Raw genomic sequence first — 25,848 nt, 5'->3', positions numbered from 1 at the left:
GGCGTTGCCCGGCGGTTCCAGTCATTGCCGTATGGTGCCGCCGATCAATAGGGGCAGGCGTTGTCGGCTGTGTAGTCGTGCACCTGGATCTTGCCGGCGATGATGTCGGCCTTGGCCTTTTCGACCGCCGCCTTCATTTCGTCGGTCACCAGCGCCTTGTTGTTGTCGTCCATGGCGTAGTCGACGCCGCCTTCCTTGAGGCCGAGATTTTGCACGCCACCTTTGAAGGTGCCGTTCTTGCCGTCCATGAAGGCATTGTAGACGGCGACGTCCACACGCTTCATCATCGAGGTCAGCACCTTGCCGGGCTGCAGGCCGTTCTGGTTGGAATCGACGCCGATGCCGAGCTTGCCGGCATCAGCCGCCGCCTGCAGCACGCCGACGCCGGTGCCGCCGGCCGCGGCGTAGACCACGTCGGAGCCCTGGTCGATCTGCGTCTTGGCGATCTCGCCGCCCTTGGCCGGGTCGTTCCAGGCAGCCGGCGTGTCGCCGGTCATGTTCTGGATGACATCGGTCGCGCCTGCCGCCTTGGCGCCGCCGACATAGCCGCATTCGAATTTGCGGATCAGCGGGATGTCCATGCCGCCGATGAAGGAGACCTTCTTGGATTTCGAGGCCATCCCCGCCAGGATGCCGACGAGATAGGAGCCTTCATTCTCCTTGAACACCAGCGAACGGACGTTGGGCAGGTCGACGGCATCGTCGATGATGGCGAAGTTCAGGTCGGGATAATCTTTTGCGACCGCTTTGAGGGCGTCCTCCCAGGCAAAGCCGGCCATGACGATCGGGTTGCGGCCGTCCTCGGCGAAGCGGCGCAGCGCCTGCTCGCGCTGCGAGGCGTTCGACACTTCGAACTCCACATATGCAACGCCGGTCTCGGTCTTGAATTTCTCGGCGCCGTGGTAGGCCGCCTCGTTGAAGGATTTGTCGAACTTGCCGCCCAGATCATAGAGGATGGCCGGCTGGACATCCGCGGCGAAAGCCGGAAGAACCATTGCGGTTGCGGCCAGGAGGCCGAGAACGATACGTTTCATGTGATCCACACCCTGTCGGTTATTTTTTCCGTTGCGCACCGCCTGTCTGCCCGGTTCTCCGGCAGGCAAACGACGTTAGCCAGGAGTGTATTCCCCTCCCGCTCCCGGGCAATCTGGCACGGCCCGAAACAAAATTCACGCGGAATTTTGACCTTTTGGAAAAGCATGCCATGGGCACGCCGCGCCGCGATCCGATCCTTGCGCGCAAGCCGTCAGGAGGTGGCCGGAATGGCGCGGGCGATGCCGATGGGTCAGTTCGCGACGAACTGTCCCGTGCGCCGTTGCCGCCGGTAGCCGATGGCGTAAAGCAGGAAGGCCAGCACCGCGAAGACGGCAAAGCCCGGCTGGTTGAGCACCCAGGCGACGGCGCCATCCCACAGCAGCGGACTGGCCTTGGCGCGGACATAGGTTTCGAAGGCCGCCCGCGTGTCCGGCGAGACAGCCAGCCAGCTGGCGTTGAGCGGGGTCAGCACGAGGGCCGAAGCCGCCACCGTGCGCGTCGTGTCGAGCACCGCCATGATGACGGAAACCGACAGCGCGACCATGGCCGCAAGACGAAAGACGAAGCGAAACATCAAGGCTCTCCCCCGGTTCATCCTGGAGCTGACCAGGAGCCTCCGGCACATGTCCCGAACCAGAAATAGAATGCGTGCGGTTTGTCCGCAATCGCGATACGCGAATTTGAAGGTTCGCGCTTGCTGAACCCTATGCGACTGGCCTGCGCCCGCGGCGGTGAACGAGCCAGACGGCAAGGATGCCGCCGGCAATGGCGCCGACCACCAGCCCGGCCAAGCCGATGAAGGCGGCGAAGTAGCCGCAGCCGCCCTCGAAGCAACTGACCTCGGCGACATCGGCAATCACCGAGCCAGCCAGGAAGCCGCCAACCGCACCGATGACCGCGCCCAGGATGATGCCGAGCAAGGCAGCGACGATGGAAACGAAGACCGACGGCGCATCGGTCGGCGGCCTGGCATAGACGCCTTCGGCGCCGGAGCCGCGGCGCAGCAGATAGATGCAGAGCAGGCCGATGGCGATTTCGGCGCCGCCGATGAACTGGCTCCTGGCGGAGAAGACGAAATCGGGCACGGCAAGCACATAGGCCTGCCTCGCCAGCACCCAGACGATGGTTGCCACCTGCCAGATGATGAACTGACGCGGGAAGCGCGCCGAGCGGCCAAAGGCAAGGCCGAGCAGGTAAAGCCCCCACAGGATGGTGATGATGTCGACGGCAAGCCCGCCAAGGAGGAAATAGAAGATCCTGTCCGGCAGGCCGGAGTCGCCGGTCAGCCACCAGGCCGAGGCCAGGCCGTAGACCGACCACGCCATGACGAAGATGAGCCAACCCACCGGGACATAAGACAGGTCGTTGCCTGGCCGCCCGACTGGCGCCTGCCCGCTACCCGGTTGTTCACTGCTTGATGTCATGTCCGGACGATGCCCCCGCAAAGCCTCAGCGTCACTCGACAGGTGGCCGGCGGCGAAGTCAAGCGCGGCCGGTCTTGCGGCCTTGCCTGTGCACATCATTCGGGGCGTCGGCACCTCGAAACGGATGCCGCGGCGGCCTCGCGAAGCACTGTGTGGCCGGCAAAGCGAATAGACTGCCGTTATGGCTTGGCATTCGGCGCGGGATCGACTAGATGAGCCCCGCGCCTGTTGCTTTGACGGCTCAGGTGCGAGGGGAAGGTGCTTGCTGGTTGGCGGCACCCACGGCGCTGATATCGCGTACCGGCTCCCTGAAGGGACTGCATTGTCCCCAACCCGCGCGGCGAAACCGGCCGTCGCGAAAAATGCAAGGACGGAGAGGTGGCCGAGTGGTTGAAGGCGCACGCCTGGAAAGTGTGTTTACGGGAGACCGTAACGCGGGTTCGAATCCCGCTCTCTCCGCCATATCTTCAAAAAAATCAACAACTTATAGTGAATTTCAGAATTTACCCGCCAAAGAACCCATCATGCAGGATGCTATTGATTTAGGCAGCTGCGACGGCATGAGACATCCGGCCGGGGCGCCATTCCCATCATAAAACGATATCTTGGACTCATCGAGATCATGATGCGGAAGCGGCGCCCGTCGGTGGGCTGGTCCGATACGAAGTCAGCGCTCGTCGGCACTCAGCGGCACCAGCATCGGCGCTCTAGTCCCGATCGCCCGTTTGCGGCCGCCGCGGTGGCGCCTTGGGTAATGCGGGCACCTTCTTTCCGACACGAACTTTGTTCCAGTATCCTGCGGCGGGGACGCGATTCCGCATCGCTTCAGCAGCTTCTTTAGGCCGACATCTGGCCTACTGATTCAGTTTCGACAATCGAGATATAGCACTTCAAGGGGCGTACCCGCTTCGAGACGGAGACGGCACGCCAATACGGATTAGTCTTGAAAAGTCTGGCGAAAGGCCTGACTTCCGCGCGCGGTCGTCGATGTGGGCTAGTGCTCTCAAGTCTGACAATGGCATGCGGGTGTCGAGTGCACCCCGTGCATAGGCATAATCGGGCAGATAGCCGTTGACGATTAGGCGCCAGTCGAGAGGGACCACGTCACCGACCGCTCGCATCATCTTGACGATCGTCGTCGTACAGTTCGTCGTGATGGAATTGTAGAATTTTGGAGCCGCGGAAAGCGCATTTGCGTCAGAGAGATATTCCAGAAGGAGCGTCCGGGCTGCGTCAGGCGACGCCTTTAGTCGATAGATTTGGACGTCCTCTCCCCGTACATTCGACCTGACGCCGACCACGTCACGCTCGTCGGCCGCGATAATGACCAGGGGATTGCTCTTGAACAGGTCTGCTATGGGCGAAAACTCGCCACCGCGACGCCGCCGCACCTCGATGGACCAAGCAAGATAGTCACCTCCTGCAAAGCCGAAGCTCATGATGACATGAGCGATTTTGGTCCCAGACCAATAAGACATGAAGAGGTCGACGGTCTGGATGCTGGAGAGATCGTACGTCCGCGTTGTCCAGCGTTCGGTGAAATCGGTGTCGCTGCGCCATTCGAAGGCGCGCACGTCTTTTAACGTCAACCGATTTCCGTCGTAGGTGCCGGTTACCTGACGGGCGACATCGGGCGCCCAGGCGGCGTGGGCCAAAGGCTTGATGGTGCTCCACCAAACCAGAACCGCAGCAAACGCAGCCACAAACACTGCGAGCGCCCGGAAGCGGATCCGGCTGAAGAGCGCGATGATGATGGTGAAGCCGAACAAGATGAACAGGATGCAGGCCACTGCCCGTCCGGGCTCCGCGAAAGGCAGGCGGTACCACATGGCAAGGCCGGCCCAGGCGGTCAAGATTGTAACGACTAGTGAAAGGATGATCGCAATTGAGATTCGCGCGACGCCACGCATTCATTCCCCCCTTTTCAGCCGGACGGAACGCAGCGTCGTTCCTGCAGATGCGTATGGTCTGTCCTTCATCGGCTTCAGTACTGCCACTTGGCTTCGCCGAATGGCTATTTCCTGCAATCTTGGATAGTCGGAGAGGAGACAACGCAATTCTTGCCAGCCTTCGCTTTCTGGCTGTTCTGGGAACCTGCGAGAGCGTTGACCTGACGGCCGTAGTTCTCCCTGGTGTTCTGATCGATCACTGCCACGGGTGCCGCGATCACCAGCCCCGCCGCGCTGCCCGCCGCTGCTGCCGCCCCGGTCGTTGCCTGAATGATCGTGTCGCCCAGGCCAACTCTACTGTCGGTGAGATTCTGGCCGCCGGCAATTCGAGCCCCAATCAGTTGGACGGTCTGGGGTGACTCGGCGAACTTGCCATGGTTCAACTTGTCTCCGGATTTGACTTTGGTCAGGTCGATGACCACTACATTGTTTTTCGCGAATTCCTCTTTGTATGGGCTCTGCTCCGGGTTGATTGAACCGAGCCGCGGGATATCGCCCCAGACCCGTTTTGAAATCGCCAGCGCGCGGTCATCCTGCGAAACAAAAAGGGTGAACTGGGGGTGCTGTTTGCCCATGTCGGCAATTTGCGTGCGAAACACGTCGACATCGACGTCAGGGGCAGCCAGCATGACGTTCTTGAATTTCGCCGGCAGGCCGCCGTTGCGGATAGCCATCTGGCGCAAGGCTTCCAGCGCAAGCCAGTTACCCATTGAATGGGCGAGGATCGAGACTTCCTTTATGTCAGGATCGCGCGCGAGAAACTGGAACAACAGTTCGAGGCCATCACGGGTGTAGTTGGTGCTTTCGCGGTCATATCCATAGGCAAGTGCGCTCCCACGAGAGGGCCAGGTGACCAGGATCGGCACGCTGTCGGTGCCTGTATCGTGAGCGATCTGCGCAAAACGATAAACCGAATCTTCGAATCGGTTATTGAAACCATGGATAAAGACCAAAACACTATGGTCCCGGCTTTTCCTGACAGATGCGTGGAGCCATCCCTTCGCTGTCTGGACGGTCAAATCGTCGGTCTGAACGACCGCGAAATCGGTTGCCGGGTTTGATGGAAGTTTCTTGGGCCACGCGACCTCGCCGACCTTGCGAACCGATGCCGGAGGGATCGACACTGTAATTTCCGCGAACGAGGGGGCCAATCCGCGCTCGCCCGTAAACATCTCAGCCGGATTCGAGGAACGACTGCGGGTCGTCGCCACCAACATCTCCACCTTGCTCGCCGAAGGGGACGTTTCGGCCACTGGCAACAGCACATTCGTCGGACGGGACGCGCACCCCCACAACAGGGCAGCCAAAGCCGACGCCAACAAAACGCTGCTGACATGCCTGACTTTGGATAGGCTCACAAAACAATTTCCCAAACTCCCCTCCCGTTTCGAAGTTGTCCCCAAGCGAATGCACGGCTCGAAAGCAGCCCCGCTTTGATACTTGATGCAAATGCATGGCGCTCGTAGCATCTGGTATTCTCTGCTGGTTGGCTTCGGACTTATTTCTTTGCGAGTAGGAGTGTAACGACGGTGCGGAAACTGAATCTGTCAGGGCTCGCTCCCGAGCGCTCAGCCCAATAGAGCACCACTCCCGGGCACAGGCTGATTGGCTTGACGCTCGCGCTCATAGCGGCGCGCCGGCTCTGCCGGTACCAGGTCTTTCAGCCGTAACAGTCCGGCGTGTGCCAGCACTCGCCCCACCGTCGCTTCGGACACGCCGGTTTGCATAGCAATGTGCTTGCCGGTCAGGCGCTGCCCGCGCAGCGCACAATCGCATCTGCCACCGCGGCTACGGCTCGCCTCGGACTTGTCTTGGGCCGCGAGGAATGGTCGAGCATGCCGGCGCTTCCCCCGATCTGGAAGCGCTCCACCCAGTGCGCCACCACCTTCGCCGTCACCCCGTATGTCTGCGCCGCATCGGCTTTGGAAAGACGGCATTCAACAACGTCGCGGCCATCTCCTCTCGACGCAGCGGCGTCAGACGGGCATTCTTGTGGATGTTCATTCGTCCTTCGAGAATCACTGAAGCTTCGACAATCTCCGCTTTCTCGGTCGGGGCCGAATGAGCAACCTCCTGAAAGCTCACACCTAGCTAAAATGAAACTTCATCGCGAGGGAGTTTGTGGTGATCTTGTGCCCCGCATAGACGAGGAGCTTCCTTCCCACCGACCAGAACATTGCGTTCTCGGGTCGAGAAGGCCGCCCCTGCTACCGGGAGCGAAAACGATCAGCACGGAACCGCCATAGCGAACTTCGCGATGCTCTTGCTTCCTTAGCTCAAATACGCGATCGCGATCTATTTGACCTGCCATCACCGATCCGATCAGAACCGAAATTTGGCGCCGATGATTGGTCCCTGCATTGCCACGTCAAATACAAATCCGTCGTTGTCGTAGTCTACGGCAAGGTAGCGATAGCCCGCTTCCAGCGTGACCGAATCGCTATACCGGTATTGAAGCGTGCCCAGCACCTGCCAATCGATGTCGGCGCCGACACCGAAGCCACCGACATCCGCCTCGCCATGGAGGCCGAATCCGTTGCCGAGAGCAACATTGCCGGCCACACCAATCAGAGGGTCGACCCAAGTCTTGCTACCGCTGGCCTCCCTCGTGGCGAGAGGGCCGGTAACGGTCAAATCCGTATCCAGGTACCAGAGCCGTCCGCCGGCCAGAACGTCCAAGGTCGCGGTGCCATTGTCGACGACCCGATAGGAGCCGCCGAAGGTCCACAGCACCATGTTCATCTTCGCTTCGGCCGAAAGAGCAGCCAACGGGCCGGGCGATGTGCCATCGGCCTCGAGTCCCAGGTATATGAAGTCGGTGAATAGAGCGTAGCGGCCATTGCGCGCCTCACCGGCAAGCATGACCGGCGGGGGAGACCAATCGATGTGGTTGAAAATCTGGCTGAAATCGACATTGACATCCGCCGGCGACAGGCCCCTGACGCCGACCCTGCCGTTCATGCCTGCCATCCAGAAATAGGGCTCTGCCGTGAAGGTCCAGACCGGCGCGGGTGCAGGCGTGGGTTCGGGAGGTGCAAGGTCTGCCGCGATCGCCGGCGCCGCAACCAGCACTGCCGCTATCCCCGCCAAAGCCGGCACGAGAGCTCGGATGATTCCCATATCGAAGTCCCCTCTAAAATCCGTCTTTTACTTCTTGTCCGATGCGAACGTCTTGCGCCGCAGTGACAACATATACGTATTCGCGCGGCTCAGCTAATGGATATCGGCTTCCGGTCGTTCTTCATTCGTAGCGGTCCATTGCTCGTGGCTGTCACGGACAGTGTTGAGCCTACTTCGGGAACAGCAGGGTAATTCCCGTGCGGAAGCCGAAGCCGTCGGGTCCGCTGTCGGGACTTTTAGCCCAGTAGGCAATCGGCGCAAGGGGATAAGCGGTAGCGTACGGCATGGCCGGTTCATACCGCGGGATATAGATCGTGTCCGTACTCGCGGACCGGATAACGACATTGTTGTTCTCTTCGACAACCGTGACCTTGTCGTCGGCCCTTGGCCTCCGCCTTGTCGCGCAACTGCTGAATCGCGACCAGTACGTCTTTTTGCTGATACGTTAACGCGTCGCCAAACGTCTGGGTCCAATCCAGATCGTCACTCATCATTTTAATGATCTCGGGATAGTTGAGCAGCGAGATTACACTGCCGTCCCTGCTTTCTTTGGGTTTCAGGTCCGATTTCTTGGCCACCTGATCCAGGAACCGGCTCGCCTCTACAATCTGCAGCCTGTACAGCGACGCCTCACAAATAAGTGCGACAAGTTCATCGGGGTAGAGTGCGACGCGCGCTACCAGGATTTCAAGTTCATCCTCGTCAAGCGGTTCGGGAGATTGGGCGCCCGTGCCGCTATCCGCGGCGACTGTCTTATTCTGGGCGGCCGCGAAGGAGGCGGGACTGGAGCAGACGAGAAGCGCAATAGCGGCCACAATGCCGGCGCCGGCGCGCCAGCGCGGAAACTTGCGTTCCATTATCGTCCTCCAAGCGATTTCAGGGTGGCTGCCAGCGAGTCGTGCTGCCAGTCCCGGCAAATACCTTCTGCCTTGGCACGATGCTGGAGCATTCCCCTCTTATGGGGAAGGTAGTTAACTGTATGCTACGTGCAGACTGGGCAGCTCGTGCCAGTGGATCAGTCGACGTGAAGCCGGCTTTCCTCAGCAACCGCTTGGTACGCGAGGCGTAAGCTGCGCGACCCCAGCGGCATTCAACGGTCTTGTGCCAGCCTCATCAAGGAGCTTCGGCGCCAGGCGGGGAACTCTCCCTGCGCGGCTTTTGACACTTAACGTGCTGGTGCGCGACCTTGTTTGCTTTCACGACAATCGACGCCTGTATGATCCCGTAAGATACATGCAGTACCTAGTTTCTCGATGCATGGTGCCGTAGCGTCAAACACACGTCAAAACTCGGAGTGCCAGCTATGAACATATCGCGTCGCGCCGTCTCGCTTGGCGGCTTAGGTCTGCTTGCTGCAACTTCGCAGAGGCCCACGAGTGGCCACGCAGAGGGTCTGGTTGGAGATCTGATGGAAGGATCGGATGATTTCGGCCTCGCGGTCGAGGCTTACACTTACGGCTATCCGCTGGTCACGATGGAGATGACTCGCCGGGTTATAACAAATGTTGCCAAACCCAAGGGAACCAAGGCTCCGATGGGGAATCTTATCAAGGTGCGCGAATATCCTAATGCACAGTTCCGGGATGTGACAGCTCCCAACGCCGACACGCTGTACACCACGGCCTTCTTGGACGTCGGCAAGGAGCCTTGGGTCGTCAGCCTGCCGGACTTGCAGGACCGCTACGCCTTGTTCCCCATGCTCGACGGCTGGACGACGGTCTTCGACGTGCCGGGAAAGCGGACCACCGGAACAGGCGCGCAGACCTTTGCCGTTACCGGCCCTGGCTGGGAAGGCACGCTGCCGGACGGGGTCAAGCAGTACAAATCGCCGACCAGCATCGTCTGGCTGCTCGGCCGCATCTATTGCACAGGCACGCCCGAGGACTATGCGGCAGTTCACAAGGTGCAGGACGAGGTAAAGCTCTATCCGCTGAGCGCCCACGGCAAGGAATGGACGCCGCCTCCCGGCAAGGTCGACCAGTCGATCGACATGAAAACGGCGGTCCGCGATCAAGTCAACAAGATGGATGCGGTCGAGTATTTCACGCTGCTCGCCGAACTGATGAAGACCAATCCGCCGACGGAGGCTGACGCACCGATGGTGGAAAAAATGGCACAAATCGGCATCGTGCCGGGGCAGGATTTCGACAAGACGAAGTTCAATCCTGCCTTCGCCACGCGCGTCCCGCAGATCGCCTTCGACCGCATCATGCTGCACTTCAAGTTCAGTGACGGCGACGTGAAGCAAATCAATGGCTGGGGCTTCACAACCAAGACCGGCATCTACGGCACGAACTATATCCAGCGCGCGCTCGTGACCGCCATTGGCCTTGGCGCCAATCGTCCGCAGGACGCGATCTATCCGACCTCCATGACGTCGCATGGCGACTTGATCAACAGGGCCTATTCGGGTTCGGACAAATACGTCCTGACCTTCAAGAAGGGTCTAACCCCTCCGGTAACAGGCTTCTGGTCAGTGACTATGTACGACGCGGATTACTTCTTCGTCGACAACCCGCTCAACCGTTATTCTATCAGCGCCCGCCAGCCGCTGAAAGCCAATGACGATGGTTCCATTGACATCCTGATCCAGAACGAGAGCCCTGGAGCAGACAAGGAGGCCAACTGGCTGCCTGCGCCCAAGGGCAAGTTCGTCCTGATGATGCGGACCTACTGGCCAAACGAGAGCGACCCTTCGATCATTGACGGTTCGTGGACCATCCCGCCCGTCAAGAAGGTGAGCTGAGTGACGTGGCGAGGCTGAGGGGGTAGACTGTGCCCCCGAGGCCTCCTTAAACCGCTTGGCCGGCTTGACCGTGGCGCGGGAACACTCCATGTCCTCAACGATCTGGTTCCAACTTTGCCCAGCGCATAGCATGGTCATGATCGCCCTGTTCCGCTCTCATGACCGGCGCTTCAGTCGCAAGCTCCATGCCGCCTGCATCGACCTAAGACAAGCGATTGATTGCGGGGCGGCGTTCGAGGAACACACCCATCGACAAAAGTGTGGACCATACCCAGCATTGAGGGTGTTCTACTGTCTATCCGGGGTCGGTCCCCTTAGGCTGATCGGCATGCGAAGAGGGGTTGCCGATGTCAATGAAGTCCGAATGGGCCATTCGGCTGGCGGCTACGCTCGCCTCAGGCTTGCTCGTCTGCAGTGCCGCTTGGGCCGAGGATACCCAGGATCTCGCCAAGAAGCTGTCTAACCCGATCGCCTCGCTGATCAGCGTGCCGTTCCAATTCAATTGGGACCAGGGCTATGGTCCCAACGATGGCGACAAGGGCTATGTCAACATCCAGCCGGTCATTCCGTTCTCGCTCAACGACGATTGGAACGTCATCTCCCGCACCATCCTGCCCGTCGCCTACCAGCACGATATTGCCGGGCCTTCCGGCAATCAGTTCGGGCTCGGCGACATCAGCCAGAGCCTGTTCTTCTCGCCCAAGAAACCGACCGCAAATGGGATCATCTGGGGTGTCGGCCCGGTGTTCCTCTTTCCGACGGCGACCGACGAATTGCTTGGTGGAGAAAAATGGGGAGCTGGTCCGACAGCCGTCGTGTTGAAACAAAAGGACGGATGGACGGTGGGTATGTTGGCGAACCACATCTGGTCGTTTGCCGGCGACGGCGACCGCAGCGACATCAACGCCACCTACTTGCAGCCTTTCGTCTCCTACACGACGAAGGACGCTTGGACGTTCAGCTTGAACACCGAGAGCACCTACAATTGGGAGGCGCAGCAATGGTCGGTCCCGATCAACTTCCAAGTCTCGAAGCTGGTGGTGATGGACAAGCAGCCGATCAGCCTGTTCGCCGGTGTGCGCTACTGGGCGGAAAGCCCCGACAATGGGCCAGATGGTTTCGGCTTCCGCACGGGTATTACACTACTGTTTCCAAATAAATAGGCCGGGCAGTGCTTCGGCCGGGGCGCAGGCCGGTCCTGCGTCCGCTTGTCGTGTGAGGGTAGCAGCGATCTGGCTGAGGCTCTGCCCGGCTGCCTTCAGCGGATGGACTCTCGCTCCTGGCCGAGCGCGAACGAGCTTCCGTTTAGGGTCGAACTCGGTAGTCCAGGTGATTGGGTTTTGACCCCAAACGCCATCCGATTTGGTCGCCCGCAACGGTCCAGCGTTCGCCTGACCTGCATAGACGTCCATTTCCCACCTCGGGGCGGAGTCATCTGCGTTTGGGCAGCCACATAGAGCAACGTCCGCATGAAGCCCATTCAACTTGTTTCTGTTTCATTCTGTTCTCCAATTGCTGCGTTCCGTTTGGAATTCTCGACTGGGGTTCTCAGCGGTGCCGACATGGAGTGGCCGCCATCTCATTCTGGTCCGGGAAATCCGCAGGACGACCGAGACGCGACATCGCCATGACCAAGATCGCTCCGATCCTCGAGCGCTCGCGACGTTTCTCGCCAATCAACGCGACGCTTAACCCGAGTTCGGAACCAGTTCCAGTTATCCGATCTAGACCACAAAGCCGGCAAGTCGTGTGATGAGCCAGCCTGCAGCCATTGTGCCGATCAGATAGGCGGCAGTGCTCCGCGCAGCTACAATCGGAATGGTGATCAGGGTGGTAACAATTCTGAAGGCGATTAGTACCGCCGCTACAAAAAGCATTTGCCCTGCTTCGACGCCCAGATTGAAGGTGAGAAGAGCAAGCGGCACATCCACCTGTGGAAGTCCGATCTCCTTGAGCGCACCAGCAAAGCCAAAGCCATGAAGAAGACCGAAAGCGAAGGCCACCATCCAGGGATAGGTCTCGGACAGCCGCCTTTCTGCTGGCTTGATCTTGGTGAGTTCGCTGGCCACGAAGGCAATGCTAAGCGCAATGGTGGCTTCCACGGGTTTCTGCGGTAGGCTGAAGTAACCCAAAGCCGCCCCTGCAAGCGTGATACTGTGGGCAATCGTAAAGGCAGTAATTGTCTTCACGAGCGTCCATCGATTGTGGATCAGCAGCATGAGAGCCAGCACGAATAGAAGGTGGTCGATGCCGGACAGGATGTGATCAACACCCAACCGGAAATAGGTTTTCGCCACCTCAAAGCTGGCCTGAGCGCCCTTGATGACAGTGCTCGGCATATCTGGTTTGAGGCGGGCAATCTCCGTCGTCCCATCGCGGTAGGTAATATGGATCAGCGCGTCGGTCAGGGTTGAGCGCAAGCCGTCGATGGTGATCTCATGGCGCTTCAGACCGCCGTCGCATGCGGCGGTCCATCGCTCAATGTAGGCACCGCCATCGATGGATCTCGTCGGCTCGTTCTTCGCCCTGCATGTTTCCGGCAAACGCGCGTAGAGGCTGAGCCGCCTGTCGCCCAGGGCCGGCACTTTCCATACCGCCACAAATACATCGGGTTCCGTCTCCCGCATCTCGAGATAAGCGGGGCGCATCTCGTGTGCTGCTGCGGGTGCGGATTGGAACAGCTGCAGAAGAACCGTCAATAGCGCTGCGAAGCGAATCATCGGATGGCGCTCGTTTTTGCGGGGTACTCGATCACTACCGCATATCGCTTCAGCAATTCCTCAAGTCGGCGCTCTTCGAATTCCTTGCGCTTGTCATTCGCCCACTCGCGCACCACGTCATCGCGCACCTCGTTGAGCGCGGGCAAGCGGCCCGGTCTACGCTCTGACAGCTTGATCAAATGAAGTCCGAAACTTGATGTGACGGGACCCGTCCACTGGCCTAGCGTTGCCTTGTCGAGCGCTTCGGCGAAATCCGTCCCAAAAGTCTGGCCTATCGATGATTTGCCTGTCAGGGGCAGCTCCACGGGAAGCAACGACACGTCACCCAACATCGTCGGATCGGTCGCGGGATTTGTCGCCAATGTCTTCAATATGGAGGCCGCGTCCTGCCCGGTCTTGTCGCCGTGCTGGTCCGGGTTGAGGAAAACCTGTTGGAAGGCCAGCATCGGTTCGATCTCGAATACGGTGGGGTGAGCCTTCAGATAGGCATCAAGCTCACCACTAGTCGGCGTTTGTGCATCGACGATGGAGTCGTTCATAAACCCCATCTTCAGGCTTAGGCGGCGGCGAATGACAGCGTCATCCTTGTCGAGCCCCAAGGCTAATGCCTCGCGGACGTAGATCTCTTCCTTGACGTAGTCGTCGACCAGTCCCTTAAATTCCTCGGCCGTCGGAGGTCGCTGCCAGGTCTTGCCGAAGATTGCAGTCAGTTGTTCGATCTTGGGCGCCGTGACGATGATGCGATCCGGCGCTTGCGCTCCCCCGCGGTTGAGCAGGCCATACACCGAGAAGATGGCCAGAGCCAAAATGATGAAGTGCGCTAATGGCTCTCTCAGCAGACGTTTCAGCAAGATGATTGGCTCCGCTGGCAAAGGACAAGCAAGGTGGTGCGGTGGTAGGCGGCCGCACCGAACTTTCAGGTCAACTCCAGAGTGACATTCAAGGCGTGTACCAGATCGGCGACGTGTAGGCGCGCTCCGTCACAGTCATCTGTGTCCCCTCCAGTGGCTTCGTGCCAAAGCGCTTGGCGTCGTAGGCGGTCCAGCGCGGCGTCGGGATCTCGATGACTCGACCGTAGTAGAAAGCCTTCTGCTTTGGATCAAATGCTGGGTCCTTCCAGACCGCAATCAGTTCCGAGGCGCCTATGGTGTTCTTCCACGTAGCGTTTTCGACATCCACCGTGCTGCCAACCGACGGGAGCTTGCCATCTGCGCCTAACTTGCGGTCGCCACCCCAAGCTACGTCATAGACCTGCTCATGAGTTTGATCCTTGTCATCGAGCCATCCCTTGACGATCTGGTAACGATCGAGATTGGCGCCGATCGGATCCTTAAGTGCAGCGACGAGGAACGTCGGCACCTTGCCCTCTGGCGCTGCCGTCAAGTCGCCGCCCATGGGCACGCCTTTGGCATAGCCGATAGCGCCCGGATTGCGGGTCTCTGCATCTGCCTGCTCGAAGTCCCAGCCGCCGAAGAAGCGCACGACCACGCGCGGTCCCGTGGTGCCATAGGTTTCCTTGCGCTGCATGGCGTCCCAAAGAGCTTCACGGGTATTTTCCGTCGCCCACACCGCAGCATAGCCCGAGGCGCTGACCTGCCAGTCCATGACCTTTATCTTCGTTTTTGGATTAGTGAAGAATGTACTCAACATGCGCTCCGGGCTCGGCTCCTGTGGCGTGGTCTTGCCGAAGAAGTTTTCCTCTTCCAGTGCGGAGAGGCCGGTGTGAGCATCGGAACTGCCGACCATGCCGAACTTGTAGGGGTTGGTGCCAAGCTCGGCCTCGAGCTTTAGACCATTCCGCAGTGCCGAGCGCGCATATTCGAACTCCAGCATGTCAGGTGTCTTCGCCACGCTGCCATCAAGGTTGCCAAAGTCCCACCGTTCGAAATTGGCAAATTCGTCATTGGGGGAAAGCGTCGGGTGGGTTTCGCCGTCGCCCTTGGTCTGGGTTGCCTCATAGAGCCGCTCCCATTTGGCACGCTGCTCCACATACTCCTTGTCCACCGGCTTGTTGGTGAAGGACTCGATCAGCGGGAACATGCGGCCATTGGAAAGGTTGCCGTTGTGGGCGATGGCCAGCACGCTACCGCCCGTCTTGTCCTCATAGGCCTGCATCCATTTCCACAGATCGCGCGGATTATCGCTGCCGAGGGGCTTCAAAGTCGTGTAGGGCACGATCTGGTCGGCCTTGTCTCCGTTATCCCGGAAGATCACGTTGCGGTGCAGATTGTTGCCCGCCGTGTTGGACGTCCATTCATAGCCGATGACAGCAGTGAAACGGCCCGGATCGTTGTATTCCTCCGCCGCTTTTATCGTATCCTGCCACGCATTTTTGTAGGGGCGGGTTTCAGGTCCATACATCATGCTCTTCGGAATCGTTCCCGCGCTGAAGGCCTGGATGATCTGGATCGCAGCGTCGCCGCCTTGTCCTGACTTGATCATATCGTACCAGGTCTTGGCTTGCGGGTCGGCAATGACTTCCGGCTTGCCGGCAAACAGGTCCGGAAACATGCCCATGTTGTCTGAGTGGTCGGTAACGACCAGGAAGTCCAGCGGTCGCGACAGCTTGGCCGGCTGACCGCTCGACGCCGTAATTTCCTCGCCTCGCGCAAAGCGATAGGCATCACGCGGTGTCAGCCGCGCGCCGAACGCACCCGCATCGAAAGATGCTCCGGTGTGAAGGTGCGTGTCGCCGAAGAACGGCCGGGTAGGGAAATTTCGGCCAGCATAGGGCGAATAGATCGGCTTCGCGGCAAAGACCTTCGCTGCCTTCTCCGGTGATAGCGCACCAATGTCATCATCAGCAAATGCCGGTGCCGCCAGGCCGAGGATGGTCGCACTCAGAAGAATGGACCTGAAAGCAGAACTGCGCATATTGTGGTTCCTCCGGTTAAAGCTCGTCACCACATCGTAGTCTGTAAGTGGAAACACACCCGTAGCATCGGGTATGTTCTGTGAGGGAAGCATGCCCAAGCGACCTGCGGCACGCGAGGGTTGGTGCCTCGTCCTTCATCTCGAACTCTGATCGATGCAGGGTTGATCTGCCACCGGCGGACGTCATAAACCTGTTCCGCCCTTGTGCGCGGACTCGCCCTTATGAGACCAGCTTGGAAATCTGTGCCTCAGGTTGCGCAGCAGGCGCGACTTAACAGTAATACATACCAACCGCGCAGCGCCGCACCGTACGCCTCGCAACCCCGGCAACACTGACCGGCGTGAGCGGACGCCCGACGATGGCTTCGGCCGTCGACATAAGGGTGTGGGAACCGGTGACTGTCATCCGTTCCGAGGCTCCGAGCCCGATCAGCCCGAAGGTGGCGGCGAGCAGGATGTTTTTCAGTTTCGCTGTCATGATTATTTGGTCCCTTCTGGTGAAAACTGTGTGGGCAGTTCATCGGTGTCGGTCAGTTCCTTCGCATCGACCTTCTTGGCGTTGGTCCCGTTCTTGAAGCCGAAGTCATCGGCCGCGACATCGCTGCCGGTCTTCCAGTCTCTGATCTGAACACTGTATTGCGGCCCCTGATCGACTTTCTTGCTGGTAATGACATATCGGCAGGGATAGGGATGCTCGCCCTGGGCGATCCAGATCTGCCAGTCTACTTCCTTGGTCCGAAACGCCAGATGATCGCATTCGGTGCCGCCGATCACGCCGCTGCCGAGGTCCTTGACGTCGGTCACGTCGCGCATCAGCTCCTCGTAGACGTTCGACATAAGCAGGTCTGCGCCGGGAACAGGCCGGTGGAACTTGTCCCGCAACTCATCGACCAGATGATCCAGGGTGCCAGGCACCTCGGCCTGCGTGTAAAGGTTGGCGTTCTTGCCCAGCAGCGTCAGCGTCTTGCCGTCGAAGATCATCTCGACATTGGCGAAACCGCCACTGCGGGTGGCGCGGATCCTGTCGGGCCGGCTGAGGTCGACCATCCCCGAACTCGCGAACAGAAGCTTCTGGTGGTCCTTGGTGACGACCTCGAAGTTGGTGTCGTATCCAAAGGAAATGGAACTCACGCTCGCCATGTAATCGGACATCGCCTTGAGCAAGCTCTTGGCCTCTGCGTCGTCCGCTGTCGCGGGCGCTCCCCACCCAATCGCCAAGATCATCGCCGCTGTAGATGCGGCGGCGAGTCGCCTTGATTTTCGTGGTATTCTTTTCATGTGAGTGCCTCCTTCCAGGTGCCTCAGTATTAGTTGAGGAAGCGGAGGAGCACCCGTAACATCGGGTAGGTTCTGTTATGGTCGCTACTTTTGTGCCGCGGCGGCCTACCAGCGCGAGAACGCAGATCGACGCTCAGCCCGCACTTACTCGCTCGAGGGCATATCAGATGTTGTGGCAGGCACTGAGGAGCCTGACGGCGCGTCCGACGGCACGGGCAAGCCTGCCTTGCGAAGGCTCGCGATCATGCGCGCCCGATCCGCTGCCTGGATGTTGCGCTTCATGAGTTCGGCCTCGATGTTGGGGATGAACGCTGGGCTCATCTTCATAAATATTTCTCCCTCCCGGGTTGCTTCCGCCATCATCCCCGCCTGTGCATAGATGGCGGTCGCTACCACATGGAAGATTGGGAGTTTCTGGAGATCGGCCTGCCGGATCTCGGCCACGGCTTTTTGGTCGTCATGCTGCATATAGGCTGTGAGCGCGAGCACCGTGTGGTAGTACCCGCCGGCCCCCGGATTGCGGTCAAGAGCTAGCTGCACAAGCTCCGCCCCACGCTGCCATTGCCCTCCAAGTGCCAGTCGTGTGCCGAATTCGCCGAGGAACTCGGTATCGTTGGGATTGAGTGCCAGTGCCCGTTCCCCGATCTCCATCGACTCAGCCCATTGCTGATTGAAGAACAACGCCGTCATCAACGCCTGAAGTGCGCGCATATTGTCCGAGTTCAGCTCGACCGCCCGACGCGCTGCAGCGAGTGCACGTTCAGCCGATGTGGGCGCGCCCTTTCGTGCATTGAAGCCAAACCGGTCCTCGTCGACGTAAGCAATCGACAGCATCGCCCAGGCGGTAGCGTAGGATGGAAAGCGCGCGACGGCGCTCTCAAGGCAGTCGCGGACGGCCGCATGCCGTTCGACACTCAACTCGGTGCGATAGGCGTAAAATTGAAGCGTGCAACGGTAGGCATCGAGATCATCGGGCGGGCCGTTCGCGATGTCGGCCTGATAGATGACGCCGTAGGGCTGAGCTACTACTGTTGCAACCTGGGCGGCGACATCGGATTGAATGGCGAAGATATCGCGGGAACGAAAATCGTCGTCGTAGGTTTGAGACCACAGGATCGCGCCGTTTTCGGTTTCGATCAGACGGGCTGTGACGCGGATTCGCGCGCCGGAGATTTGCACCCCGCCGGTCAGAAGGTAACTGGCTCCGAGTTGCTGGATGTGCGAGGGGGCGACTTGCGGTGGCAAAGCCTCTGAGGTCTCGCGGCCATACACCGTCAGTTCTTTGAAGTGCGGCAGGATGCTCAGCAATTCCTCGGTAAGCCCCATCGCATATAGCTTGGCTTCCGGTCCTCCGCCGAGATCGGCGAATGGCGCGACCACCAGCGTTGGTCCCTCGGGATCGGCCGCCCGCGTCGAGGGCAGGGAGGTCTGCGACACCAGCGGGCTGGAGGCCCAATATGCAAAGGTGAGGCAGACGACGACTGCGAGCGTTGCCGTGGCGAGCCAATGCACGCGTTCCCATGAAAACGAAGCCGCTTTCGAAATCTCGGGAGCCGCTGCAGGCCCGACGGGCGTGAGTTCGACTGCGTTCGAGACGTTCCAGCTGAAAACGGGAACGTACCCGCCCTTGGGGATTTCGATGCGGATCGGATCGGTGCATCCGGACAGCAGGTAATACCGCTCAAGCGCGCGGCGCAACCGACCCGCCTCGATCCGCACCACCGGATCGTCCTGCGAGAAGTTTTCGTCCCGGTCGAAAACCTCGATGGCGATCGAATAACCTTTGAGCCGCGTAGCGCGCCCAGAGAGCGTTTCTTCCACGACGTAGCGTAGGAAAGCACAAGCGCGCGCCGGCACCGAAAACTCAGGACTTGAGAGAATGCGCTCAAGCTCGGCGCGGACCTCCTCCGGAGAGGGTGGCAGTCGGAGTGCCGAAGTCAGGGCTAGCGCTGCAACCCCAGGATTAAAGACGTTCATTCCAGAACCCCTCTTGCCCCACCTTGAGGGCCGTCCCGACCTGCCGTAGGGCATCGGCTTTGGAGGTAAATTAGAAACTGCTTAAGTAGAGTACTCCCCGCATTCCATTCCGTCCAAGACTATGTACGATTCCATATGGTCCGGCGTCGGCTACAGTAACCTACGCCCGCAACTGCTGCGGCACGCCTATACTCCATTGCACCGACGGCGGAATGGGCGTCATTGATATGGATCAAAAAATCGAGGCGGCCCAACGGCGCTTTCCCTTGCGAAAGCGCGCGATCGAGGACCTCGCCGTCCGCGATGAGGATTTCCGCTCGCTGTGTATCGATTTTGCTGACGCCGAAAGAGCGGCCCTGCATTGGGAGAATTCCGACACACCAAAGCGTGATGAGCGTCGCGCCGAATACCTAGCGCTGGTCAACGACCTGGCCAAGGAGATCGAAGCAATATTGGATACAGCCGCCAGTATCCCGCTCCCGGCCCAGCGGCCGAAAAGTCAGTAGTGAACGAAAGCTGCTGAATGGCTGGCTGGGGCCTCGCAAAGCGGAGCAGCCCTTGGCCGCACCGAATATACCAGATGCTACATCGCGCGGCGAGCCAAAGTATCACGCCGCCGCCTCCTTCCGTTGCGCGGTGACGGTCTGTTGCGTCGCAGCCGCACTGACCACTGCTTCCTGTTGCGGTCCGGCAGAGCTCTGAGCCAGTACGGATTTCGCGAGTTTGATACCGTTTTCATCAAACGCTGTCGTCGCCTGACGCCAGCACTCGCAAAGACTGTTATTCGGCAGACAAGTCTTGCAGTATGTCGATGGAACTCGTCTGATCACCGGCAAGTCTCAAGGCACCATGGTGCATGGTGTGGCTGTTCCGGGAGTAGGTTACCAGATGCTACGCGCGTGCACGCGCCACGTCCGCTAACCTTCGCGTCAATCAGTGCAGAGGAGCGACAAACAATGTGCCAACTCAGCGCGTCCCGCATGATCGATGACTAGGAGAAGGTCTACGCTTCGATAGTCGAGGACAGGCGATCATGCTCAACCGGGGTTGCTCAGCGCAGGACCAAAATGGACCACGATCTAAGCCAACGAGCTAACGGGCCTGTCCAACTAGTGGTCCGCTAATCTACATGCTTGCCCACGTAACTTACCGACTGCCTCTGGGCTCACGCGATATACAAGCCCTTTGAGACACCCGCCGAATTGCAGTCCGCGAGGGAAAAGCCCCATGCTGAGACGCCAGCGCGGACGTTCATGAGCAGAGAACGGCAGATAAAGGCAGATAAAGGCAGATAAAGGCAGATAAAGGAAAGGCACTTCCATGCGAAATTTAATGACACTTATCACGGCAACTTCAGTAGCACTTTTGTCTGCGATGGCAGCCTACGCACAAACACAAAATCCCCTTCCCAAGGCCAGCGATGTGCTTGTCCGATACGGGGACGACGTGGAGGGCTGGACGGTCTATGCAAATCAAACCCGCGGAGATTGCTTGATCGTGCGCCAGGATGGGCCAAGTTCGGTGCAAATGGGCGTTACCGCAAATCAGGAGGTCGGGTATCTCGGCGTGTTCACGAAGGCGGATATCGGCCTTCAGAACGGGGCCCAGTCGGAAATCTTCGTCTCCATCGCTGGCCATCTTTATAGTGGTGTGGCCATCACCACGAGCGGCGAACTCAAGGGCGGATATTCTGGTGGCTACATCTTGACAGACGACCCGAATTTCAAGCGCGACGTAGCGAAGCAATATGAAATGATCGTGTTTCCGGAAACCAAGGGGACCTTCGTTGTCGATCTGAAGGGGACTTACAAGGCAATGGCAATGGGCCGCAAATGCCTCGCGCAGTGATCGCCCGCTGGGCAATATTCCCCATCTCGGCCATTGGCTGCAGCCACAGAGTTTTAACGCAGGGCGCCAGCGTGTGAAATCGCCGCCGCCGGAGCGGCCAATGCCAGTCGGCGCCCACAAGCCAAGATCGTATCAGAAGTTGGGGCTTTTCAACGACCGCGGGGCTGATGACCAACAGCGAAGATACTAGAGCATTCCCAACAATGACGTAGAAAAAGAGACCTGACGTCTTTTCAGATAGCGCGACGCGTCCACCATTTTGACGCCGCCGGCGTGGGTAACGGCAATTGACGATGTTGTAATATATTGGCGAGATCAATGCGGCTTCCGGTATACTCACCTTGATTGCAAGCGTCATCTGGCACCGGATCAATCCTCGAACAACCGACTATCCACCGACGCAGCAACGCTGTCGGAAAATGAACTGCCCCTCTCACTGGACGAGCTGATTGCGGCGATCCGTCGTGATCTTGATGCGAAGAAGCCCAGGCAGGTTAAACAGGGACAAGGACGGCGTGCATCCGCTTGTGATTCCGTGTGAGAAGGGGTGGAGGAATGTGGTGACCGGAGCTCGCGTCGAGATTCGTCCTACTCACTGGCTTGCCTGGAGCCCGGGCAAAGATGAACCGGCCTCGTTTCGGGATCCGACTTAACCCTCAGGATCGACAGTCAATGCCGTGCATGGTCTAGGCCTGACAGGCCGCTGCTTCAGCCTGGCTCATTTTGGCGATCTGCTGCTGTGCGGCGGCAGCGGTGGCGGCATCGCCGCCCTCGACGTGCACCGTCGGGAACGCGATCTTGATGTTGTTGTCCTCGAAGGCCTTCTTAATCATCATGAAGGCCCGGCGCTTGATCGGGAACTGCGTTCCCGGTTTGGTCGTCATCTTCATACTGAGCTGGACGGCGAAATCGCCGAACGCGTCGATGCCCTGCATTTTCAGCGGCTCGATCGTGTCGGCCGCGAATTCGGGGTCCTGCGCCAGCTCTTGTCCGATCTTCTTAACCAGCTTGCGCGCGAGTTCGACGTCGGAATCGTAGGTCACGCCGATCGTTATCTTGTCGATCACCCAGTCGCGACTCATGTTCTGGATCGCGCCGAGCTGGCCGAACGGAACGGTATAGACGGGGCCGCGGTGGTGGCGCAGCCTGACCGAGCGCAGGCTGAAGGACTCGACCGTCCCCTTGTATGACCCGCTCTGGATGTACTCCCCCACCCGGAACGCATCGTCCATCAGGTAGAACACTCCGCTCAACATGTCCTTCACAAGCGTCTGCGAGCCGAAGCCGATGGCCACGCCGAACACACCTGCGCCAGCGATCAGAGGCATGATCTGCACGCCTAACCCGGCCAGGATGCTTAGTACTGCCACGACGCCGATGAGGACGGCGAGCGCGTTGCGAAAGATCGGCAAGAGAGTTCGCAGGCGGGCTGCACGTGCTGCATCGTGCGGATCCGCCTGGGGTGCCGCATGATGGGGATCCGTACTGGCCAGACTCGATGCCTCAATTCTATAGGCGATTAGGGCCTTGGCGAGCTGCCAGAACAGATCCGCGACCATCAATATGACAATGGCGTTAAGCGATCCGGATATGATGCGAGCGCCCATCTCGTCGTGAGCAAAGGCCGCTGCTCTAAGACGCCAGACGTAGGCGAGCCAAACGATCGCCGCTGCAATGACCCCCGCCCTAGCGCCTCTGACGATAAATACGTTGAGCGCCACGCCGACGGCGCCACTGCGCTTGGCGGTGCCGGCGACCGCTTGCGAGACATTACCGACGCCGCGCACCACGCTAGGCAGGAGCAGCGCGTACAAACCGATCCACAGCAATGCGAGCACCCCCGCGACCCAGACTAGCCAAAGTACAACCAGATAGAGCGTAAGCAGACAATTCTTGATCGGTGAGGCTGGCTTGCTAGGCCGCCGCCAAACGGTGTCGCAGCCGACGGCCAGCAGGCCAAGCCCGAACGAGAGCGCGACGAGCCGCAGCATGTCGGGCGAGAAGCCAAGGGCCGGCATGATGCTGACAATCGCCCAGCCGAAGAAAAAAAACCCCGCCACCGCGCTCACGCGTTGCTGCCAGAAGCGTTGACCCGCCTCGCGGCTGCCGCCCCGCTGATCGCTAGGGTCACTCTCAATGGGAGACCCCAACGCCAGCAGAGACTTGGTTATCGCGCGGATAGCGCGAAAGATGATGAAGGCGAGCAGCAGCGTCAGCACGATCTTGCGCAGAAGCGGCGGCCATTCGAACGCGAGGAACGAGCCGATGCTGGCTAGGGCAAATGTCAGCAAGGCAGCGACCTCGGACAGAACCGCCTTTCCGGGGTCAATCGTTGCCTCGGAAGTGCCCGACGCCAAAGCCCGGCGGACCAGCCACTCGGCGCCGAAGCCGACGACAATCAGAACTGCCAGGATCAGGACCACAAGGCCGGGCCTGCCTGAATTCACGTCGCGCGAGACGACGCCGGCGGCGTTGGCCAACTCCTGCGGGATGCGGGGAATGGCATCCGCGAGCGCGGCGAGACGTGTGCGAACGGCTCCCTCCCAACTCGCGATCGTGCCTTCTAGCGATGCGGCAGGCGGTTCCTCGGCGGCTGCCGGTATCTTTCCTTCGAGCCATTGCTTCACCTCAGGGTCGGACAGCAGGTTGAGGAACTGCCGTGCCTTTTCAGGCGGCAAGCCGGCCGGAGACTGCTGTGCCAAGGAGGTTCCAAGCAGTGCCCAAAAGAAAATCGCAATGCCGGCCGACAGCAGAATACAAATTCGAGTGCGCAGTGCTTTGCTCATCGGACGCTCCGGCTGCCCGTGGGAAGCCAGTCGGGAGCGAGCCTGTCCGGTTGCGCCGGCAGACGACAGGCGGCGCTGGGAAGGTCGTCAGGGCCAAGTTGCCCATTTCTGTACGAAGGCGATGAAGGCCTGGCGGTCAAAGATACGTCCTTTGCGCAAAGTCGATAGCAGGACGATTGTATTAGGTATGGCTTAAGCGCAAATTGCGCGAGATCAATCGGCGTTCGATCGCGTCGCCCTCGATGGGGCTTTCAAGGAACGCTTAGACCTTGCCGTCGATGCGACTTATCCGGTCGGCTGCACCGGCGGCTGTAGGTCAGTTGCGGGACAGGCCCTTGCGGCCCACAGCCATCGCCTTGAAGGTCCCTTCCAGGTCGACCACAAATTCCCCTTTGGTCTGTGGGAAAACCGTCGTGGTGTATTTCGCTTGAAATTTGGGTCGTCCGTCAAGATGTAGCCGCCCGGATGCGGAGGGCGGCTTCACCTGCGACATGCCGAATGGGCTCTCCTACACGGCGCGCTCAGACGTGCTTCATATGGTGCTTCGCCAATAAGTTCACTATGCGTTCGGCTTGTGCTGCGGAGCACCAGCCGCTGGCCAGGCTAACTAGATCATCGATTCAATTCCGGCTGTGCGCTGGAATGTCCGGTTTGCGAGGGATGATTGCCGTCGACCCACTGGACGATCATCCGGAATTGCACTTTCGCTTGCCAATACGCGCGATAGAAGTCGAGAAGTTCCCCCGTGGGTTCCGACAAGCGTTGGAAGCCCGAAATGAAGGCGACGACGGTGCCGATCGTCGTCTGCCCGCGGATGACAAGATAGCCGCCAACGATCAGGACCATCAGGGACCCAGCCGCGTTGGCTATGTTCAGCAACGTCTTCAGCCCGAATCTCAACAAATAGAATTCAAGGCGGTTGCTGAAGATGGTGCGTATGGTGCGAAAGGCTGCCCGGCGCTTCGTCGAGTGGCTGGCGAAGGAATTGACTGCCTGGTTGCCAAGCCTTCGGACCAGCACGACCTGCCGTTCCACGAGTGTGTTCAGGTCCTTCTGCATGTAAAGCGCAAGCAGGATCTGCGGCAGGAGTGATACGCCGCTGACCAGAGCAATCACCGGCTGCATGTAGATCATGTAAGATACGACGGAGATCATCATCGTGACGTTGACCACGCATTCAGAGATGCTGGTGCCGACAAATCCGCCAACATAGTCGATCTCGTTGCCGATGATGCTGGCGGTCTGACCGCTCCTTGCGTGCTCGCGCGCTGACCTTTGCGTGGCGACGAGAGCGAGTTGATCGCGCGCCGTCTTCACCACGCTCTCTCCGAGCCAGCCCTGATAGACGATCAGTGCGTATTTCAACCCCGCATGCAGGAGTATAGCCGCTAGATACAGGCCGCCGAGCATCAGCAGCGCCCGTACGTTCTTGTCGGCAATCGCCCCATCGACGACCCGTCTCTGCAGGTCGATGGGGATAAAGTTAGCCAAGGCAACCGAGATTGCGATCACGCTGACATAGACCTGATGCATGCCGCTGGCGCGCCGGACAAAATTGGGAAACTTCTCGCCAGCGCGTATCGCGTCGGCCATCGGCTTAAACGGGGTGAAGCGCCGCGCAATTGTCGTGAAAATGCCGCTCACCTTCGGTGCGCCTCCGTCGCCTCCATCTCCGGCCCAGCCGATAGGGCCGACGCACCCTGTCGGTGAGCAACCGAGCGGGCATCCTCGTTGCGCGGCTCGGTCGAAGTCAGCCCGGCAGGCCGAGAGCGGCATTCCTGCAGCGCCTCGATAGCCGGTCGCGACCAGTAGGGCTGGCCCCGGCCACGCCACGTTGGAGAGGTTGAGTTCTCGATCATCACGGTCTGATAGCGGAGAAGGCCGCGAGCCCCCTTGATCGGCATCAAGGCTGGGAGAATTTACGATCCGAGCTGAAACAGGAAGCCACGGTGTTGTTGGCAAAAGCACTGACCGGCGGCCATGACTGGTGGACCGGGAACCTGATGTGGGCCGGTCAGGAGTTCCAACAAGGGCAAGCTTTCCGGGCGCGCCGTGGTCGCGGGGCGCCTGCTCTCGCTGAGGCCGCCCACT

Annotated in this window: 19 protein-coding genes, 1 tRNA gene and 3 pseudogenes; 5 read left to right on the top strand and 18 right to left on the bottom strand. The window is 59.6% G+C overall.

Translation table 11 applies throughout. The features are described from left to right. Positions 1 to 44: 44 nt before the first annotated feature. The 3 genes from EN861_RS22875 to EN861_RS22865 all read right to left on the bottom strand — a co-directional run bounded on the left by EN861_RS22875 (position 45) and on the right by EN861_RS22865 (position 2,459). On the bottom strand, positions 45 to 1,034 hold the full coding sequence (locus tag EN861_RS22875; RefSeq protein ID WP_127280664.1) for a BMP family ABC transporter substrate-binding protein: 990 nt from the start codon (positions 1,032 to 1,034) through the stop codon (positions 45 to 47). 251 nt (positions 1,035 to 1,285) lie between these two features. Continuing rightward, complete coding sequence (locus EN861_RS22870) at positions 1,286 to 1,609, bottom strand: hypothetical protein (protein WP_135865698.1); 324 nt, start codon at positions 1,607 to 1,609, stop codon at positions 1,286 to 1,288. A 130-nt stretch (positions 1,610 to 1,739) separates the two neighbouring features. Next, positions 1,740 to 2,459 (bottom strand): DUF2569 domain-containing protein, encoded by a 720-nt coding sequence (locus tag EN861_RS22865; RefSeq protein ID WP_245512085.1) that lies wholly within the window; start codon positions 2,457 to 2,459, stop codon positions 1,740 to 1,742. A gap of 372 nt (positions 2,460 to 2,831) precedes the next feature. Here EN861_RS22865 and EN861_RS22860 point away from each other — a divergent pair. Beyond that, positions 2,832 to 2,921 (top strand) — tRNA-Ser (locus tag EN861_RS22860). A 159-nt stretch (positions 2,922 to 3,080) separates the two neighbouring features. Here EN861_RS22860 and EN861_RS22855 read toward each other — a convergent pair. From EN861_RS22855 to EN861_RS22830, 6 genes and pseudogenes are all read right to left on the bottom strand, one after another. Beyond that, positions 3,081 to 3,204, bottom strand: a pseudogene (locus tag EN861_RS22855) (IS3 family transposase); the annotation flags it as partial. 145 nt (positions 3,205 to 3,349) lie between these two features. Then, positions 3,350 to 4,369: a DUF4105 domain-containing protein gene (locus tag EN861_RS22850; protein ID WP_135865694.1), complete on the bottom strand. Its 1,020-nt coding sequence runs from the start codon at positions 4,367 to 4,369 to the stop codon at positions 3,350 to 3,352. 104 nt (positions 4,370 to 4,473) lie between these two features. Continuing rightward, positions 4,474 to 5,727, bottom strand: coding sequence for an alpha/beta hydrolase (locus EN861_RS22845; RefSeq protein ID WP_245512091.1), 1,254 nt, complete (start codon positions 5,725 to 5,727; stop codon positions 4,474 to 4,476). Between the two features lie 297 nt (positions 5,728 to 6,024). Continuing rightward, a pseudogene (locus EN861_RS22840) lies at positions 6,025 to 6,412 on the bottom strand (leucine zipper domain-containing protein); the annotation flags it as partial. A gap of 318 nt (positions 6,413 to 6,730) precedes the next feature. Beyond that, complete coding sequence (locus EN861_RS22835; protein ID WP_127278206.1) at positions 6,731 to 7,480, bottom strand: hypothetical protein; 750 nt, start codon at positions 7,478 to 7,480, stop codon at positions 6,731 to 6,733. 289 nt (positions 7,481 to 7,769) lie between these two features. Then, positions 7,770 to 8,385: pseudogene (locus EN861_RS22830) on the bottom strand (DUF3300 domain-containing protein); the annotation flags it as partial. Positions 8,386 to 8,831: 446 nt separating this feature from the next. Here EN861_RS22830 and EN861_RS22825 point away from each other — a divergent pair. Then, positions 8,832 to 10,274: a DUF1254 domain-containing protein gene (locus EN861_RS22825; RefSeq protein WP_135865690.1), complete on the top strand. Its 1,443-nt coding sequence runs from the start codon at positions 8,832 to 8,834 to the stop codon at positions 10,272 to 10,274. A gap of 353 nt (positions 10,275 to 10,627) precedes the next feature. Then, entirely contained in the window at positions 10,628 to 11,437 is an 810-nt protein-coding gene (locus tag EN861_RS22820) for a transporter (RefSeq protein ID WP_127870030.1), read from the top strand. Positions 11,438 to 11,998: 561 nt separating this feature from the next. On the opposite strand, the gene EN861_RS22815 is transcribed toward EN861_RS22820, so the two are convergent. The 6 genes from EN861_RS22815 to EN861_RS22790 form a co-directional block, all read right to left on the bottom strand. Further along, positions 11,999 to 12,994: a HupE/UreJ family protein gene (locus tag EN861_RS22815; RefSeq protein ID WP_135865685.1), complete on the bottom strand. Its 996-nt coding sequence runs from the start codon at positions 12,992 to 12,994 to the stop codon at positions 11,999 to 12,001. Next, positions 12,991 to 13,845 (bottom strand): peptidylprolyl isomerase, encoded by an 855-nt coding sequence (locus EN861_RS22810; protein WP_245511687.1) that lies wholly within the window; start codon positions 13,843 to 13,845, stop codon positions 12,991 to 12,993. Before EN861_RS22810 ends, EN861_RS22815 begins: the two co-directional genes overlap by 4 nt. Before the next feature lie 88 nt (positions 13,846 to 13,933). Further along, complete coding sequence (locus tag EN861_RS22805; protein WP_135865683.1) at positions 13,934 to 15,868, bottom strand: DUF3604 domain-containing protein; 1,935 nt, start codon at positions 15,866 to 15,868, stop codon at positions 13,934 to 13,936. 271 nt (positions 15,869 to 16,139) lie between these two features. Continuing rightward, complete coding sequence (locus EN861_RS22800; RefSeq protein ID WP_127275477.1) at positions 16,140 to 16,346, bottom strand: hypothetical protein; 207 nt, start codon at positions 16,344 to 16,346, stop codon at positions 16,140 to 16,142. Positions 16,347 to 16,348: 2 nt separating this feature from the next. Beyond that, positions 16,349 to 17,146: a DUF2092 domain-containing protein gene (locus EN861_RS22795; RefSeq protein ID WP_127275476.1), complete on the bottom strand. Its 798-nt coding sequence runs from the start codon at positions 17,144 to 17,146 to the stop codon at positions 16,349 to 16,351. Positions 17,147 to 17,290: 144 nt separating this feature from the next. Further along, positions 17,291 to 19,123: an adenylate cyclase gene (locus EN861_RS22790; RefSeq protein ID WP_127275475.1), complete on the bottom strand. Its 1,833-nt coding sequence runs from the start codon at positions 19,121 to 19,123 to the stop codon at positions 17,291 to 17,293. Positions 19,124 to 19,335: 212 nt separating this feature from the next. Between EN861_RS22790 and EN861_RS22785 the strand changes: the two genes are divergently transcribed. After that, positions 19,336 to 19,629: a hypothetical protein gene (locus EN861_RS22785; protein ID WP_348630908.1), complete on the top strand. Its 294-nt coding sequence runs from the start codon at positions 19,336 to 19,338 to the stop codon at positions 19,627 to 19,629. Between the two features lie 814 nt (positions 19,630 to 20,443). Beyond that, positions 20,444 to 20,971 (top strand): hypothetical protein, encoded by a 528-nt coding sequence (locus EN861_RS22780; protein WP_127275473.1) that lies wholly within the window; start codon positions 20,444 to 20,446, stop codon positions 20,969 to 20,971. 686 nt (positions 20,972 to 21,657) lie between these two features. Here EN861_RS22780 and EN861_RS22770 read toward each other — a convergent pair. The 3 genes from EN861_RS22770 to EN861_RS22765 all read right to left on the bottom strand — a co-directional run bounded on the left by EN861_RS22770 (position 21,658) and on the right by EN861_RS22765 (position 25,401). After that, positions 21,658 to 23,757 (bottom strand): mechanosensitive ion channel family protein, encoded by a 2,100-nt coding sequence (locus tag EN861_RS22770; RefSeq protein WP_135865681.1) that lies wholly within the window; start codon positions 23,755 to 23,757, stop codon positions 21,658 to 21,660. A 316-nt stretch (positions 23,758 to 24,073) separates the two neighbouring features. Continuing rightward, positions 24,074 to 24,250 (bottom strand): hypothetical protein, encoded by a 177-nt coding sequence (locus tag EN861_RS35535; RefSeq protein WP_167531294.1) that lies wholly within the window; start codon positions 24,248 to 24,250, stop codon positions 24,074 to 24,076. A 119-nt stretch (positions 24,251 to 24,369) separates the two neighbouring features. Continuing rightward, positions 24,370 to 25,401 carry an ABC transporter ATP-binding protein gene (locus EN861_RS22765; RefSeq protein WP_167531295.1) on the bottom strand — a complete coding sequence of 344 codons (1,032 nt, stop codon included), beginning with the start codon at positions 25,399 to 25,401 and terminating at the stop codon, positions 24,370 to 24,372. Between the last annotated feature and the right edge of the window lie 447 nt (positions 25,402 to 25,848).

This window comes from Mesorhizobium sp. M8A.F.Ca.ET.218.01.1.1 (genome assembly GCF_004791165.1).
Classification (GTDB): domain Bacteria; phylum Pseudomonadota; class Alphaproteobacteria; order Rhizobiales; family Rhizobiaceae; genus Mesorhizobium.
Note: the sequence above shows the minus strand (reverse complement) of the source record. Positions and strands in the feature narration are given on the sequence as shown.